General features: G+C 36.4%; 15 protein-coding genes. 6 read left to right on the top strand and 9 right to left on the bottom strand.

Annotated elements, in window-relative coordinates; translation table 11 throughout:
• Window positions 1–144 precede the first annotated feature (144 nt).
• Complete coding sequence (locus HMPREF3239_RS03520; protein WP_070854731.1) at window positions 145–426, bottom strand: GNAT family N-acetyltransferase; 282 nt, start codon at window positions 424–426, stop codon at window positions 145–147.
• 173 nt (window positions 427–599) lie between these two features.
• Between HMPREF3239_RS03520 and HMPREF3239_RS03515 the strand changes: the two genes are divergently transcribed.
• The 5 genes from HMPREF3239_RS03515 to HMPREF3239_RS03495 all read left to right on the top strand — a co-directional run bounded on the left by HMPREF3239_RS03515 (window position 600) and on the right by HMPREF3239_RS03495 (window position 4724).
• The gene (locus tag HMPREF3239_RS03515; protein WP_070854730.1) at window positions 600–1562 is read left to right on the top strand and encodes a metal ABC transporter solute-binding protein, Zn/Mn family; all 963 of its coding nucleotides are present in this window, start codon (window positions 600–602) and stop codon (window positions 1560–1562) included.
• 168 nt (window positions 1563–1730) lie between these two features.
• A complete protein-coding gene (locus tag HMPREF3239_RS03510) occupies window positions 1731–2165 on the top strand; it encodes a MarR family transcriptional regulator MhqR (protein WP_053028795.1) in 435 nt (144 codons plus the stop codon).
• 63 nt (window positions 2166–2228) lie between these two features.
• Window positions 2229–3197: a ring-cleaving dioxygenase MhqE gene (locus HMPREF3239_RS03505; protein WP_070854729.1), complete on the top strand. Its 969-nt coding sequence runs from the start codon at window positions 2229–2231 to the stop codon at window positions 3195–3197.
• A gap of 14 nt (window positions 3198–3211) precedes the next feature.
• Window positions 3212–4117: a VOC family protein gene (locus HMPREF3239_RS03500; RefSeq protein ID WP_070854728.1), complete on the top strand. Its 906-nt coding sequence runs from the start codon at window positions 3212–3214 to the stop codon at window positions 4115–4117.
• A gap of 13 nt (window positions 4118–4130) precedes the next feature.
• Window positions 4131–4724 (top strand): methylhydroquinone degradation carboxylesterase MhqD, encoded by a 594-nt coding sequence (locus HMPREF3239_RS03495; protein ID WP_070854727.1) that lies wholly within the window; start codon window positions 4131–4133, stop codon window positions 4722–4724.
• A 60-nt stretch (window positions 4725–4784) separates the two neighbouring features.
• On the opposite strand, the gene HMPREF3239_RS03490 is transcribed toward HMPREF3239_RS03495, so the two are convergent.
• The gene (locus HMPREF3239_RS03490; protein WP_371106757.1) at window positions 4785–5819 is read right to left on the bottom strand and encodes a YkvI family membrane protein; all 1035 of its coding nucleotides are present in this window, start codon (window positions 5817–5819) and stop codon (window positions 4785–4787) included.
• A 255-nt stretch (window positions 5820–6074) separates the two neighbouring features.
• On the opposite strand from HMPREF3239_RS03490, the gene HMPREF3239_RS03485 reads away from it, so the two are divergent.
• Entirely contained in the window at window positions 6075–7856 is a 1782-nt protein-coding gene (locus HMPREF3239_RS03485; RefSeq protein WP_070854725.1) for a cation:proton antiporter, read from the top strand.
• A 109-nt stretch (window positions 7857–7965) separates the two neighbouring features.
• Here the strand turns inward: HMPREF3239_RS03485 and HMPREF3239_RS03480 are convergent, their stop codons facing one another.
• The 7 genes from HMPREF3239_RS03480 to HMPREF3239_RS03450 form a co-directional block, all read right to left on the bottom strand.
• Window positions 7966–9930, bottom strand: a complete 1965-nt coding sequence (locus HMPREF3239_RS03480; RefSeq protein WP_070854724.1) for a fructose-bisphosphatase class III — start codon at window positions 9928–9930, stop codon at window positions 7966–7968.
• A gap of 184 nt (window positions 9931–10114) precedes the next feature.
• Window positions 10115–10729: an undecaprenyl phosphate transporter UptA gene (locus HMPREF3239_RS03475; RefSeq protein WP_053028787.1), complete on the bottom strand. Its 615-nt coding sequence runs from the start codon at window positions 10727–10729 to the stop codon at window positions 10115–10117.
• A gap of 189 nt (window positions 10730–10918) precedes the next feature.
• Window positions 10919–11917: a ThiF family adenylyltransferase gene (locus HMPREF3239_RS03470; RefSeq protein WP_070854723.1), complete on the bottom strand. Its 999-nt coding sequence runs from the start codon at window positions 11915–11917 to the stop codon at window positions 10919–10921.
• Window positions 11917–12684, bottom strand: coding sequence for a thiazole synthase (locus HMPREF3239_RS03465; RefSeq protein ID WP_053028785.1), 768 nt, complete (start codon window positions 12682–12684; stop codon window positions 11917–11919). Before HMPREF3239_RS03465 ends, HMPREF3239_RS03470 begins: the two co-directional genes overlap by 1 nt.
• Before the next feature lies 1 nt (window position 12685).
• Complete coding sequence (gene thiS, locus HMPREF3239_RS03460; RefSeq protein ID WP_053028784.1) at window positions 12686–12886, bottom strand: sulfur carrier protein ThiS; 201 nt, start codon at window positions 12884–12886, stop codon at window positions 12686–12688.
• Entirely contained in the window at window positions 12870–13985 is a 1116-nt protein-coding gene (gene thiO / locus HMPREF3239_RS03455) for a glycine oxidase ThiO (RefSeq protein WP_070854722.1), read from the bottom strand. The genes thiS and thiO overlap by 17 nt, the downstream gene beginning before the upstream one ends.
• Window positions 13978–14568 (bottom strand): thiamine phosphate synthase, encoded by a 591-nt coding sequence (locus HMPREF3239_RS03450; protein ID WP_176747940.1) that lies wholly within the window; start codon window positions 14566–14568, stop codon window positions 13978–13980. The genes thiO and HMPREF3239_RS03450 overlap by 8 nt, the downstream gene beginning before the upstream one ends.
• Window positions 14569–14621: the final 53 nt, after the last annotated feature.

Raw genomic sequence — 14621 nt, 5'->3', positions numbered from 1 at the left:
GTCAGCTACTGCGAATTTGCAAAATAGCATCATCTTATTATTTATGTCCCAGGCTCACTATACAAGCCTGATTATAGCCTAAAAGCTCTGTATCGATTTAATGTGCGTGAACGCTTATGTGCGCGTCGTTATATTTGCAGTGGATTATCCTAGATAAACATCTTGATAATCTTCATTTTTTTCTAATACATTTTTCGCAAATGGACAAGATGCGATGATTTTTAAGTTGTTTTCTCTTGCATAATTGACGACAGCTTCAACTAATTGTTTGCCTAAACCTTGTCCACCTAGTTCATCTGCAACGCCAGTGTGATCAATATCAATTTCATTATTATCTACTTGTTTAAACGTAATGACTGCTTGCGCATTGTGTTCATCTTCTCCAACATAGAATTGTTGGTTACCTTGTTTAATGTCTAGTGCCATATAACGTCACTCCTTTAATAATGTCATATTTATATGTATCACTTTTGAAGCAATCCGAAACATGCATGAACTAAATATTAAAATACAAAATATATAATAAATATAAATATTGCATTATTACATTATTAAAGCTATAGTTGTAAACGAATTTGCTACGTCTTGGAGGGGTCTGTGTGAAGAGGATAATCTATTTCTTTATTGTTTTGTGTCTCTGTATGACTGTAACGGCTTGTAGCACAGAACAATATTCGAGTGCCAAAAAGAAAGATATTTCAACGGATAATAAATTAAATATTTATACTACCGTATTTGCATTTGAAAGTTTCACTAAACAAATTGGTGGCAAATACGTCAATGTTGATACGATTTATCCTCCGGGTGCAGACACGCATACATATGAACCAACACAAAGAGATATGATTAATATTGCGAAAAGTGATGTGTTTATCTATTCAAGTGACGACCTAGATCCAGTTGCTAAGACGATTACAGAATCAATGACGAATAATGATATGAAATTAGCCGTCGCGTCTGATTTAAACCACCATACATTACTTGAAGAAGACCATGATCATGATGAACACGAACATCAACATAATCATGAAGTGGGCAGTCATGATCCACATGTTTGGCTAGACCCAGTACTAGATAAGCATTTTGCAGAAAAAATTAAGAATGATTTAGTCAAAAGAGACCCTCAACACAAAGCCTATTATGAACAGAATTTTAAAAAATTAAATCAAGACTTAACAGATTTAGATCAAAAATTAAAAGTAATTACTGAACATCCTAAAAGGCATAAAGTTATTATTTCGCATGATTCATTAGGTTATTTAGCAGCACGTTACCACTTCCAACAAGAAGGGGTAAGTGGTATGAATAATGAAGAACCAAGCCAAAAGGATATTCTTGCACTTATTAAACAAATTAATCAATCGAAGCAACCCTATATACTCTATGAACAAAATATTACTTCTAAGATAACGGATGTGATTCGTGACGAGACTAATGCAGAACCATTAAGTTTTAATAATTTGTCTGTATTATCAAAAGAACAAGCTAACGATAAAGATCTAACTTTCCAATCAATCATGAAGAAGAACATTAAAGCATTAGATAAAGCATTAAATCATTAAAAACAGTCATTAGTATTCCCTGTAACTACCATTTCCATGCTTATTTCTTTTTGAAAAAGAGAGTAATCAAACGCGCATAAATTTATAATAAAACTAACATATTGACGATAAGTTGAAATACGTGTACAATTTATCTCGAAATCGAAATAAATTAAAGGTGGTGCGTTAATGGATCGCACGGAACATTCATTGAAAGCATTTATTGGTCTTAATAGAGCATTAGATAGATTAGAAAAAATCGTACAACAAGATGTGAAAAACTATGGACTGAATGTCACAGAATTCGCAGTATTAGAATTACTTTATAGTAAAGGCCCACAACCGATTCAACGTATTAGAGAAAGGGTGCTCATCGCAAGTAGTAGTATTTCATACGTAGTGAGTCAATTAGAAGAGAAGGGTTGGATTACGCGTGACAAAGACCCATCAGATAAGCGCGTATATAATGCAACGCTTACCGACAAAGGGCAACAATTTATGGCAGACATTTTCCCGCAACATGCTGCTACGTTAGAACAAGCGTTTTCTGTTCTATCAGAAGAAGAATTGATGACGATTCAACAAGCATTCAAAAAATTAAGTGCACAAACAACAGAAGTGTAAGCCTGTGCACTTTAATTTTTTAACTTAAATTATCTCGAAATCGAAATAAATGGAGGGTGACTTATGACAGACACTAATTTGTTAGGTATTCATCACGTAACGGCGATTACAGATGATGCTGAACGTAACTATAAATTTTTTACAGAAGTACTTAGTATGAGACTTGTTAAGAAGACGGTAAACCAAGATGATATTCAAACGTATCACACCTTTTTTGCAGATGATGAAGGGTCAGCAGGTACTGATATGACATTCTTTGACTTTCCTGGTATACCACAAGGACGTAAGGGGACAAATTCGATTACGAAACCATCATTCCGTGTGCCAAATGATGAGGCACTAACCTATTATATGAAACGTTTTGATGCGTTTGGTGTGAAGCATGAAGGAATCCAAGACATATTAGGTAAGAAGGTATTGCCTTTTCAAGAAGCAGATGGACAAGATTATCAATTAGTATCTGATGAGGGCGATAGCGGCGTGTCACCTGGCAAACCTTGGAAGAACGGCCCGGTTCCTGAGGATAAAGCGATTTATGGTTTAGGACCAATCGAAATTACGGTGAGCTACTTTGATGATTTCAAGCGTTTGTTAGAACGTGTTTATGGCATGCGAACAATCATAGATGAAGACAATGTAGCATTGCTCGAAGTTGGTGACGGTGGTAATGGTGGTCAAGTGATTCTAAGAAGAGATGAAGATGGCCCGGTTGCTGTTCAAGGATATGGTGAAGTACATCATGTATCATTTAGGGTTAAAGATCATCAAGCGATTGAACAATGGTTGCACAATTATAATGACATAGGTATTCCTCATTCTGGTTTAGTAGATCGCTTTTATTTTGAAGCCTTATACGCACGTCTAGGCCACATCTTGTTGGAAATTTCTACTGATGGTCCTGGATTTATGGAAGATGAACCATATGAGACGCTAGGTGAAAAATTATCATTACCACCATTCTTAGAGGAACAAAGAGAGGCAATCGAATCTCAAGTACGACCTTTTGATACTACGGGGAAAAGTGATAACTAAGGAGGGATTTACTGATGGAACCTATTACACATATTCATCATATTTCGGCGATTGTTGGCGATGCGCAAGAGACGTACGATTTCTATACGAATGTATTAAACTTATCGTTAATTAAACAGACAGTAAATTTTGATGATACGTCAACGTATCATTTGTATTTCTCAAATCACAAAGCACAACAAGATATGGTGCTTACTTTCTTTAATTGGCCAAATCGTTATAGAGGGCGTATTGGTTCAGGTCAAGTTGGGCGATTAGCGTTTAGCATACCGAAAGATAGTATGGCGCATTGGGAAATGAAATTACATGCGAATGGTATCCAAACCCGTCAGACGGTCACTTTCAATCAAGCCACATTGGAATTTGAAGATCGTCATGGATTGACATTAGCAATGGTTGAAAGTCATGAAACACATGCGAACAATGACATCATAGGATTTCACGGTGTCACGATGTTATCAGCTGACCCACAAGCAACAGAAGCATTACTACGTGATGATTTGGGACTAGAATACATTCAAGAAACAGATGACAATGTACAGTATCAAACTGTGGGTAGTGTGCATCATCAAATTATTATTCAGAAATTTATAAACCCACAACCTGTACGTTGGGGTGGTGGCACCTTCCATCATATTGCGTGGTCAGTCCCAAATGACGAGGTACATGTACAATGGCGTGACTATCTTCTAGATAAAGGGATGCATGTGACGGATGTGAAAGAACGATTTTATTTCCATGCGATTTACATGAAAGAGCCTGGCAAATTAATCTTTGAATTTGCGACTGCTGGTCCTGGCTTTATGATCGATGAAGATGTAGATGAGTTAGGTAAACAACTACAGCTACCACCATTTTACGAGGATAGACGATACGACATTGAATCTCAATTAACACCGTTAAGACTAAATGAAAAATAAGGAGCGTGGATTGATGGAACATATTTATAGACCAGGTAAAGATAATGCACCGACATTAATACTGTTACACGGAACTGGTGGGGATGAAACAGATCTGATTCCACTCGGCACAGCTTTAAATCCTGATTATAATCTATTAGGTATTCGCGGAGAAATTAATGAAAATGGTATGAATCGTTATTTCAAACGCCTTGCAGAAGGTGTTTACGATGAAGAAGATTTAGACTATCGTGGTCAACGGTTGTTAGATTTTATATATGATGCCGCTGAACGTTATCATTTTGATTTGACTACAACAGTCTTAGTTGGGTTCTCTAACGGCGCTAATATTGCGATTAACTTAATGTTACGAGACACAGCACCATTTAAAAAAACCTTGCTATTTGCGCCACTGTATCCCATTGAAGTAACCACATCGAAAGATATGAGTGACGTAGAAGTATTATTATCTATGGGCAAACATGATCCAATTGTTTCAATGGATCAGAGTACGCATGTGATGAATTTATTTAAACAACAGGGCGCACATGTTACTGAAGTATGGGTGAACAGCCATGAAATTACACAAGCAGGATTAATGCAAGGACAAGAAATTCTGAATTCATAATGAAACAAGACTCAAAGATGTATGGCTAACGTCTTTGAGTCTCTTTCAATGTATTTTCAATTATTTTGATAATACGACGTGTTTAAAACCTTGATACAAAATTGGGATAAGGAGTATGAAACCAAATAATCCCATGATAGGGAAGACTTTTCCGATTAAAGAAATAAAGCCGATAAATGTACATATAAATGTAACGATAGCCATCGCAATGATGAGTACAAAGTACCCTTTGGTGAATGGCTCTGTAAAACGCGATGCAAAAGCATACATAAGACCAACAATTGTATTATAGATAACTAAAATCATTATAATCGACATCATTGTACCTAATAACGGTGAAATATGATTAGCCAGTAGTAGCGTTGGCAATGCAACAGAGTGAATGTGTTCAAATTCTGTAACGAGCCCTAGATTAATCATCAATAGTAGTAATGTAATGATGATACCGCCTAAGATGCCACCCCATAACGCCGACTGACGATGTTGCATGCGACCGCCCATTACACTTAAAAAACTAAATGCGGCTGCGATTTGTAGGCTGGCATAGTTTAATCCATCAAACCACCAACCGAGTGATAAACCGTGTTGTTTATTGAAGCGGTTCGCTGCACTAAAATTAACATCTCCTGTTATAAAATAATAGATGGCGATAATAGAAACAACAATGACTAGGAAGGGTGTCACCATACCTAAGACGGTAATCAGACGTTCAAATTTAAGAAACAGTGTCATTAGAATAAATAATACTAATAGCAATGAACTTAACCAATAAGGTAATCCGAAACTTTCATGTATGGTTGAGGCCCCACCTGCAGTCATAATCATCGCTAAAGAGAATAAAAATAAAGTTAAAATAATATCAAAAATACGTGCAATCATTGGATGTAAATAATATTGAATAGACTCTGAATGGTTATGAGATTGAATCGTAAAGCCAGTGTTTAAGACGAAGACGCCCGCTAGCGTAATGATTAACCCCGTAACGATAATACCAGCAATACTATAGCTACCATGACTCGTGAAGAACTGAAATATTTCTTGACCAGTCGCAAAGCCAGCCCCAACGACAACACCCACAAATGCGAAAGCTACCATTATAGTCTCTTTAAAAAGTTGCACAATTAAAATTTCCTTTCAAATCATTACTTAATTCATATAGTTTAAACGCAATTATCTATTTTAGACGAAATGAGGTTAGAAATAAATAGGAAAGTTTACCCGAAGTGAACATTGTGTGTCCGACAAAGGCATTAACAACTTGTTTATAAATTGGTAATGCAGGTGTAACCAAAGTTTGATAGTATGACACAGTATTGAAAAAAGTTGATTCTTATTGGGGAAGGTGTAGGTATGTCATTAGATTTACCTGTTATGTTAATCATTGTGCTATTTTTAGCGTTAGGTATATTTAGCCAATGGTTAGCGACGCAAATTAAGTGGCCATCCATTGTAGTGATGTCGATTGTCGGCTTACTCATTGGGCCAATCTTGGGACTGGCAAACCCTCAAGAAACATTGGGGGCTGAGGTCTTTAGTCCTATCGTGTCATTAGCTGTAGCGGTAATCCTATTCGAAGGCAGTAGTAATTTGGATTTTCGTGAATTAAGAGGCATTTCTAAAGCGGTTATTCGAATTATTACCATCGGCGCAGCTATCGCTTGGGTGCTCGGTGCGATTGCATTACATAAAATTTTAGATTTCCCAATTGCTGTAGCGGTTGTGATGGGCGGGTTATTCTTAATTACTGGCCCAACTGTGATCCAGCCATTGTTAAAACAAGCGAAAGTGCGTAAGAGCGTAGATTCTATTTTAAGATGGGAAAGCATTATCTTAGATCCTATTGGTCCTATACTTGCATTAACTGCGTTTTATATTTATCAAATATTTGAACAGGGCTTCGGTGTTCAAGTCATTTTAATTTTCATTTTGAAAATTATAGCAACAGCCATTATCGGCTTTGGCGCATCATACATTTTCAATTGGTTAATCCAACGTGATTTCATCCCGCAGAATTTGATGCCTTCGATTCAGTTAGTGTTTATTCTGTTAGTATTCAGTATTTGTGATCAAATATTACAAGAATCAGGCCTATTAGCCGTAACAATTTTTGGTTTAATGATGGCGCGTTATAAGAGACATGATTTAATTTACAAGGAGTCAGATCATTTCATTGAAAATGCATCCTCTATTCTTGTATCGACTGTCTTTATTTTAATTACATCATCATTAACATCATCGGTATTAATGGATGTTTTATCATGGCAATTAGTGGTCTTTGCGATTGCAATGATTGTCTTGGTACGTCCGATATCAGTGTTACTATCAACGATAGGTACAGAAATCACGAAAAGAGAACGTGCGATTGTTGCTTTAATGGCACCACGAGGGATTGTTGTTTTAACTGTTGCGCAATTCTTTAGTGGGTTATTTCTAGATAACCATGCTAGAATGGCGAGTTATATTACGCCTGTAACCTTTGGTCTTGTGTTTATTACGGTAGTTATATATGGATTTAGCTTTATTCCTTTAAGCAAGTTGTTTGGTCTAGCAAGTACGGAACCACCAGGTGTCATCATCGTTGGTGAGAGTGAATTCTCATTCCACTTAGGTACAAAACTGCGTGAACATGATATACCAGTTATGGTATTTAATCTATTTGAGAATACATCAGATAAAGCGGAAGAACTTGGCTTTGAGGTGTTTAAAGGGAATCTATTATCAAGTAGTGATCGAATATATGCAGATTTAATTCGTTACAATAAATGTTTATTAATGACCAAGTCATTTATTTTTAATAGTTTAGCTTTTAATGAGTTGGTACCGGAGTTCGGCTTGAATCATGTGAGTATGATGCCTGTGTCCTTTACTGACGAACAGGCACGTAATAATTTAAATGGACCGCTACGCAATCACATTTTATTCGATGAATCACATAGTCCAAGATGGTTTGATAATACGATAGCTAATAAAAATATTGTTGAAATATCTGCGGAAGCATACGATAACATTACTGATAATGACATGATTCTTTATCATATTGATGATAGTAGTGTGGTGTCATTTAATAAGAGTACTAAACCGATACCGCAATATGAACATGGGGTATACGGCATCTTAAGAGATGTATATTAGAGAAGGATTATGATGAGTTTTTAAATAATGCTTAATAGGGAGTGAGACAATGAATTTAAAACAAATTCTGTCCCACTCCCATAATTTTGTATAGCAGTCTAGTCAAATGTTAGTTCAAATATCTATCGTGCATTAATAATTTTAAGATGCGGATTTGTTCTTGGAGTACTTTACCATCGTTGGTATCTCTAATTTTTTTACGTTGCAATTCTTCATCAACCACTCGGCGAACAGATAATTCATCTGCGCCATCTGATAATACTTTTTCTCTTGAATCGAAATGTTGATGAGCGACTAATTGCATGCCGAATGAATTGTACAGTAATGTATAGCCAGCAATACCAGTTGTTTTTTGATATGCTTTCGAGAAACCACCGTCGATCACTAACATTTTGCCATCTGCTTTAATAGGGTCTTCACCATCTATTTCTTTTACAGGTGTATGACCATTGATGATTCTACCTTCATCTGGATTAAGGCCAAAGTCTTTTAACATTTTACGAATCATATCCACATCTTCTCGTAAATAGTAATATGGATTTTTAGGCTCTTTATGAGAAGCTTTGTCTTCGATAAAGTAACGTTCGAATGTTGTCATGGCTCTTTTACCAAATAAAGAACTATATTTACCAGTCCATAGATACCATACTAAATCAGTAGATAAGTCATCTGTTATATCTTTGTAATCGTAGGCGTAACGTACATGTCTTTCGAAGACATCTAATAGGTCACGTCCTTTATGTTGTTCACCTTCAATTTCAAACGACTCCATTTCTCCGTGTTCATCAACAGGTATACAGCCATGGATGAGTAAATTGCCGTTATATGGAAGGTAAAGTTTGCCTTTCTTCATCAAGAAGGACATGTGACGTTTTAATTTCTCAGATTGTTGGAATGAAAGCAACAATTTATTCATTACTTCTTCTTCTTCAGGTAATAATTTACCAGGATCTTCTGGGTCTACGGTACTGAAACATGTATCTTTTAAAGGATATGTTTTCCCATAAATGGTGATTTCATTTGTATCATAGTTAATCTGTTCCAGGACTAAGCGATCTTCCATTTCAAAGCTAGGACGACGTTTAATGATTGGCATTTCTAGTTTGAATTGAATCATCGCAATCGCTTGATGGATTTTAGTGATTTGACTCTCTTCAAGTTTAGATAAGCCAACTGGTTTATCAGGACGTTTCTTCGGTTTGAATGATGGATTATTGCCGCTATAATGTTCTTCTGCAAGTGTTAATAACGGACGTAAATTAATGCCATAAGCATCTTCAATGATGTCTAAATTGTCATAGCGTGCACATATGCGAAGTAGGTTAGCTAAACAGACTTTAGAACCTGCATAGGCACCAATCCATAAAACATCATGGTTCCCCCATTGAATATCAACAGAGTGATAGTTGATTAACGTGTCCATAATCTTATCAGGTTGCGGACCACGGTCATAAATATCTCCAACCACATGTAAATGGTCAACGACAAGACGTTGAATACTATAGGATAATCCAATAATTAAATCATCTGATTGCTCTAACTCGATAATTTGATTTACCAATGTTTCATAGTAGGATTTCTTATTGTTAAATTCGTTATTTTTATAAAGTAGTTCTTCAACAATATATGTATATTCTTTAGGCAATGCTTTACGTAATTTTGAACGTGTATATTTTGATGAACAATAGGTAATCAAATCAATTAATTGTTCAATTGTAGTGATATACCAAACATTTAATTTACCTTTTGAGTCGAAATTATTTTTAACGAGTTTTAATTTTTCTTCAGGATAATAGACAAGCGCAGCTAAGTCATCAATTTCTTTTTGAGATAATGTTTTAGCATAAAGGTCATTAATTTTAGAACGAACGTTACCAGAGCCATTACGCAATACATGTTGGAACGATTCATATTCACCGTGAAGGTCACTGACGAAATGTTCTGTGCCTTTTGGTAATTCTAAAATCGACTCTAAATTGACGATTTCTGTTGCTAATTTTTCAGGGCTATCAAATTGTTGTGATAATAAATCTAAATACTTCTCTCGTAATTCACTTTCAGTCGTTTGTGTCATCGTATTTCACTCCTGTTTGGAATTGATATTCATTGTAGATCGTTTATAAAACCGCTTACATTAATTATCTTTAAAACGCCTCACTTTTTCAATGGTGATGCTTAAAATGTCAGAATTAATTCTTAAAATACGACTGTTAAACAAAAAAACCTCAGTCACCAATGGATTCTGAGGCTTTCACGTATTACTTAACGCGGTTTCTATTTTTAAAGAATATTCTATAAAGCACGTAAAGAACTGCAAGAATAATAATCACGTACATAATGTATGAGTATGTGTGTAAACCGGCCATTAAGGCGTCGAAACTACCGCTTAACATACGACCGAGTAAGATTAAGGCAAAGTTCCAAATTGTCGTACCTAATAATGATAAGACGACGAACGTAACAACATTCATTTTATTAATACCAGCTGGGATTGTGATGAGTACACGTAATACTGGGATAAAGCGACATAGCAGTACAGCCCATGCACCATAACGTTTAAACCAATCATTAGCGCGCTTAACATCTTTACCTTTCAGCTTAAACCATTTACCATGTTTGTCTACAAAGCGATAAATACTGTCTTCATTAATTAGACGGCAAAGATAATACAAGATGAGTAACCCGATAAATGATGCGATTGTTGAAATTAAGAATAGGAATGGTATAGATAAACCAGATTTAACCGACATCAAACCAGCAAACGTAAGTATAATTTCAGAAGGGACGACAGGTAATACATTCTCTAATAAGATAAGAATGAATATGGCTGTATAACCCCATTTACTAATAAAATCAGTAATTAATTGTTCCATTTATATATAAGAACTCCTTTTAGAAGCGTTCGAGACATCACAACGCAATAACTGCGAAAGCCATATACGGCGTCGAAATCATCTCGATCACATTAATTTTTACCATTTAATTTCAAAAATAAAAAATTCATAGTAAATTCATTATAATAAAATTTACTATGAATTGCTTGTATAAACTAATGACAATCGTTATTTCATTGCTTTTAAATAGTGTTGATAGAGTTGCGTTGCCTCTTCATCATCTTCGACACCATAGACATTCATACGGCCATCTTTAAATAAAGTGATTTCGTAATGGTCATCTTTAATTAATTTTGCGAAAGACGTGGCCTTCACAATTGCTCCAGGAAGATGATGTGCATGTTGAAAGACATTGGGCTGATATCGGAAAAGGTAGGTACGGCCACATAAACTTTCAATATGGTGTTGTTGTTTTGTTTCTAAGAGTGAATAGTGTCGGTTGGCACATACGTCACAAGTAGGGTCTTGTAATATATCGACGTTCATCGCTTTGTAATCGATCTGCCATGTATCAATCGTAATTAATTTCTTTGAAAAGCCTTCCCCTGATAAGTAACGTAGCACTTCAGAAACTTCGTAACTCGCCACTTGTGAAATAATAGGAGGTAAAACACCGTTAATCGCACAACTCTCACCACTGGATGGCATGTGTTTTAAAAGACATTTTAGGCAAGGGCCTTTGAAATCAATACCATAAACGGTTCCTTTATTGCCAACAGCTGCGCCATAAACCCAAGGGATTTGGTGCTTATGACATACTTCATTTATGAGATAGCGGATTTTGAAATGGTCCATGCCATCAATGATGATATCGGGTTTAACGTCGGTGATAATATCTTCAATATTAGATGAAGTGATTTCTTGATAATACGTTTGTACATCTACATGATGATTGATGTCTGCGATATGTTGTTGAACAGCATGTACTTTAGGCACCATATTGAATGCATCTGCCTCAGTGTACAATGCTTGTCGATGTAAATTAGATGTTTCAACAATATCCATATCAACAATTGCGATGTGATGTGCACCCATACGAGCAAGAAGTTCAGCAACATGACTACCTAATGCGCCGGCACCTAAAATAAGCAACGTTGCATCCGATAAAGCATGTTGGCCATGCGCACCAAACGGTGAAAATCTCATTTGCCGATTGTATCGCTGCATTATAAGAATCCTAAACCTTCAGTTGGGCTTGATGCTTGGGCAGTGTATTTTACTGGAATTCGTCCTGCTTCATAAGATAAGCGACCAGCGTGAATGCCTAACTTCATTGCTTCTGCCATTTTCACAGGGTCTTTCGCACCTGATACTGCCGTATTTAAAAGGATGCCATCAGCACCTAATTCCATCGCATGACATGCATCTTTAGGTGAACCAATACCTGCATCAACAATAACTGGTACATTTGAATTCTTAATAATGTAGCTCAAGTTCAGTTGATTATTAATACCGCGACCTGTTCCAATAGGTGAAGCTAACGGCATAACGGCGTGCACACCTAAATCTTCTAAACGTTTAGCTAAGACAACATCGTTAGAAATGTAAGGACATACAATATAACCGCGCTCAAGTAATACTTTACAAGCTTCGTAGGTTTCGAAAGGATCAGGTAATAATGTTTCATCATCACCTATAACTTCTACTTTAATCATGTCACATACACCCGCATGTTTAGCAATTTCTGCAATGCGAATTGCTTCTTCAGCTGTTTTAGCGCCAGCAGTATTTGGAAAAGTGATAAAGTCTTTTAAATTTATATTTGCAAGTGGGTTAGGTAAATTTTTATCGTACAGGTTCATACGTCTAACTGCGAACGTAAGTACATTTGTTTCCGATGCTTTAATCGCTTTAGTTTGGATGTCTTCATTTTCAAACTTTCCTGTACCTAATAACAAACGAGAGTGTAATTCTAAATTGCCAATTTTAAACATTTTATCCGCCTCCAACAAATTCTAATAATTCTAATTGATCATCTTCACGCACAGTGTGTTGATGATAATCATCTTGCTTAATCAATGTTTTATTATGTTCAACAATGACACGTTGTGGGTCTAACTCGAGTGATTCGAGCACTTGATGAATCGATTGTTCCGAGTCGAACGTGAACGTGTCACCATTAATGATACATTTCATGATTTAACCTCCTTGAGACATTGAAAGATTCATATTGAGCTGGTTTGACACCAGTTAATAGCCAATTCGCGATGTCACGTCCGATCACAGGAGATAATAAAATACCGTTACGATAGTGACCGGTAATCATATATAAGCCATCGTCAATTTGGTCCATAATTGGTAGTTCACCCTCTGTGTACGGACGTACGCCAGACCATTGTTTGAGTACACGTGCGTTTGCAAGTTCAGGAATGCGTGCTGTTGCATAATGTTTCAACCAGGAAATACCTTGCGTTGTATTACCTACTGAATAATTATCAAATTCACTCGTAGCACCAATTAAATAACGGTTTGGTTGTTTTGGCACGACATAACATCCATTAGTCATAAATACCGTTTGATCTAAATGTAAATCATCGTGTTCCACAAGTAGGACTTCACCTTTGACGCCAACAACCTCACGTGGCAGTTGATACTGCTTTAATAGTTGAGATGACCATGCACCACCTGCAACGATGACCTTTTTAGCATATAAATCACCTTTAGATGATGCGATTTGATAATAGCCATTCTGACGATGAATGCCAGTAACATCTGTATTAAAGTAGCGCGTAATGTGACGTTGTTGCAGAGATTTAAACAATGCTTTCGTATAACGATTCGCATTGATTTGTCCATCATTTGGGATATAAATAGCCATGTCTGCTGCTGAGACATTGCCATTCGTTAAATCGGCCAAGTCATTGTCTGAGAGCGCAACAACATTGTGATCTAATGCATGTAGGAATTGATATTGTGCACGTAAATGGTCTACATCACTAGGTTGATTCGCAATTTTAATTAATCCAGATGCTTGATATTGAATATCAATGCCCGTTTCATCTTGTAAAGATTGGCATAATTCAGGAAAGAGGTCTCGCGACTCGAGTGCAAGACGAAATAAATCACTATCTTCTGTAAATTCATTCTGAGCACCTAACATGCCACCAGCTTTATAGGATGCATGTTTACCAGGTATATCTCGGTCAACGATTGCGATGTCGAGATGCGTGTGACTAAGGTGTCTTGCAATGGACATTCCGATGACACCAGAACCGATAATAAGAACGTCATGCATCTTTCAACCACTCCTTTCGTAGATGTTGAATTTGTTGTAAAGATGCGTTCATAAAGTATGAAATTGCACAAATACCTGCAAAGCCAGGCGGCAGTTGATGTATCGTATCTTCCGTCATACCACCTATGGCATATATCGGGATAGGCACGTGCAATACATCGTTGATTTCGGACGATGTTCTAGGTTGCTGATTTGGCTTAGAAGCGGTTGGAAATATATGACCATAAAAGACGTAATCCAAGTGATGTTGATAAGCCTGTTTAACAGAGTCAACCGAGTGCGTTGACATGCTAACCTGCACCTCTGGATGGTGTTCTTTATAGTGGAATGCCAACGTGTCCATCTCGCGACAATGTAAACGTGTAAGATTTAGCGCTTCTAATAATTCGATATCGCTATGGACAATGATTTTATCTCTAGGGAATCCAGCAGCGATTAATCTGTTGAGAAAAGAACGCAACTCATCTCTAGACATAGGGGTACGAAAGAGTAAACCATCAATCCCTTCACTAATATCAAGAAAATGTTGTAAATCTGACGCTGTTAAATGTTTGTAAGTTGTTATCGCTATAAAGATGGCTATCACTCCTAATCAATGAAAAAAGAGCCTGGGACATAAATAATATGATGATGCTA

The sequence above is a fragment of the Staphylococcus sp. HMSC34C02 genome, assembly GCF_001838705.1.
Taxonomy (GTDB): domain Bacteria; phylum Bacillota; class Bacilli; order Staphylococcales; family Staphylococcaceae; genus Staphylococcus; species Staphylococcus borealis.
Note: the sequence above shows the minus strand (reverse complement) of the source record. Positions and strands in the feature narration are given on the sequence as shown.

Excerpts from the sequence above, each read along its gene's own strand:
- HMPREF3239_RS03520 (WP_070854731.1), bottom strand. The coding sequence starts at position 426 with ATGGCACTAGACATTAAACAAGGTAACCAACAATTCTATGTTGGAGAA.
- HMPREF3239_RS03510 (WP_053028795.1), top strand. The coding sequence starts at position 1,731 with ATGGATCGCACGGAACATTCATTGAAAGCATTTATTGGTCTTAATAGA.
- HMPREF3239_RS03505 (WP_070854729.1), top strand. The coding sequence starts at position 2,229 with ATGACAGACACTAATTTGTTAGGTATTCATCACGTAACGGCGATTACA.
- HMPREF3239_RS03500 (WP_070854728.1), top strand. The coding sequence starts at position 3,212 with ATGGAACCTATTACACATATTCATCATATTTCGGCGATTGTTGGCGAT.
- HMPREF3239_RS03495 (WP_070854727.1), top strand. The coding sequence starts at position 4,131 with ATGGAACATATTTATAGACCAGGTAAAGATAATGCACCGACATTAATA.
- HMPREF3239_RS03490 (WP_371106757.1), bottom strand. The coding sequence starts at position 5,819 with ATGGTAGCTTTCGCATTTGTGGGTGTTGTCGTTGGGGCTGGCTTTGCG.
- HMPREF3239_RS03485 (WP_070854725.1), top strand. The coding sequence starts at position 6,075 with ATGTCATTAGATTTACCTGTTATGTTAATCATTGTGCTATTTTTAGCG.
- HMPREF3239_RS03480 (WP_070854724.1), bottom strand. The coding sequence starts at position 9,930 with ATGACACAAACGACTGAAAGTGAATTACGAGAGAAGTATTTAGATTTA.
- HMPREF3239_RS03475 (WP_053028787.1), bottom strand. The coding sequence starts at position 10,729 with ATGGAACAATTAATTACTGATTTTATTAGTAAATGGGGTTATACAGCC.
- HMPREF3239_RS03470 (WP_070854723.1), bottom strand. The coding sequence starts at position 11,917 with ATGCAGCGATACAATCGGCAAATGAGATTTTCACCGTTTGGTGCGCAT.
- HMPREF3239_RS03465 (WP_053028785.1), bottom strand. The coding sequence starts at position 12,684 with ATGTTTAAAATTGGCAATTTAGAATTACACTCTCGTTTGTTATTAGGT.
- thiS (WP_053028784.1), bottom strand. The coding sequence starts at position 12,886 with ATGAAATGTATCATTAATGGTGACACGTTCACGTTCGACTCGGAACAA.
- thiO (WP_070854722.1), bottom strand. The coding sequence starts at position 13,985 with ATGCATGACGTTCTTATTATCGGTTCTGGTGTCATCGGAATGTCCATT.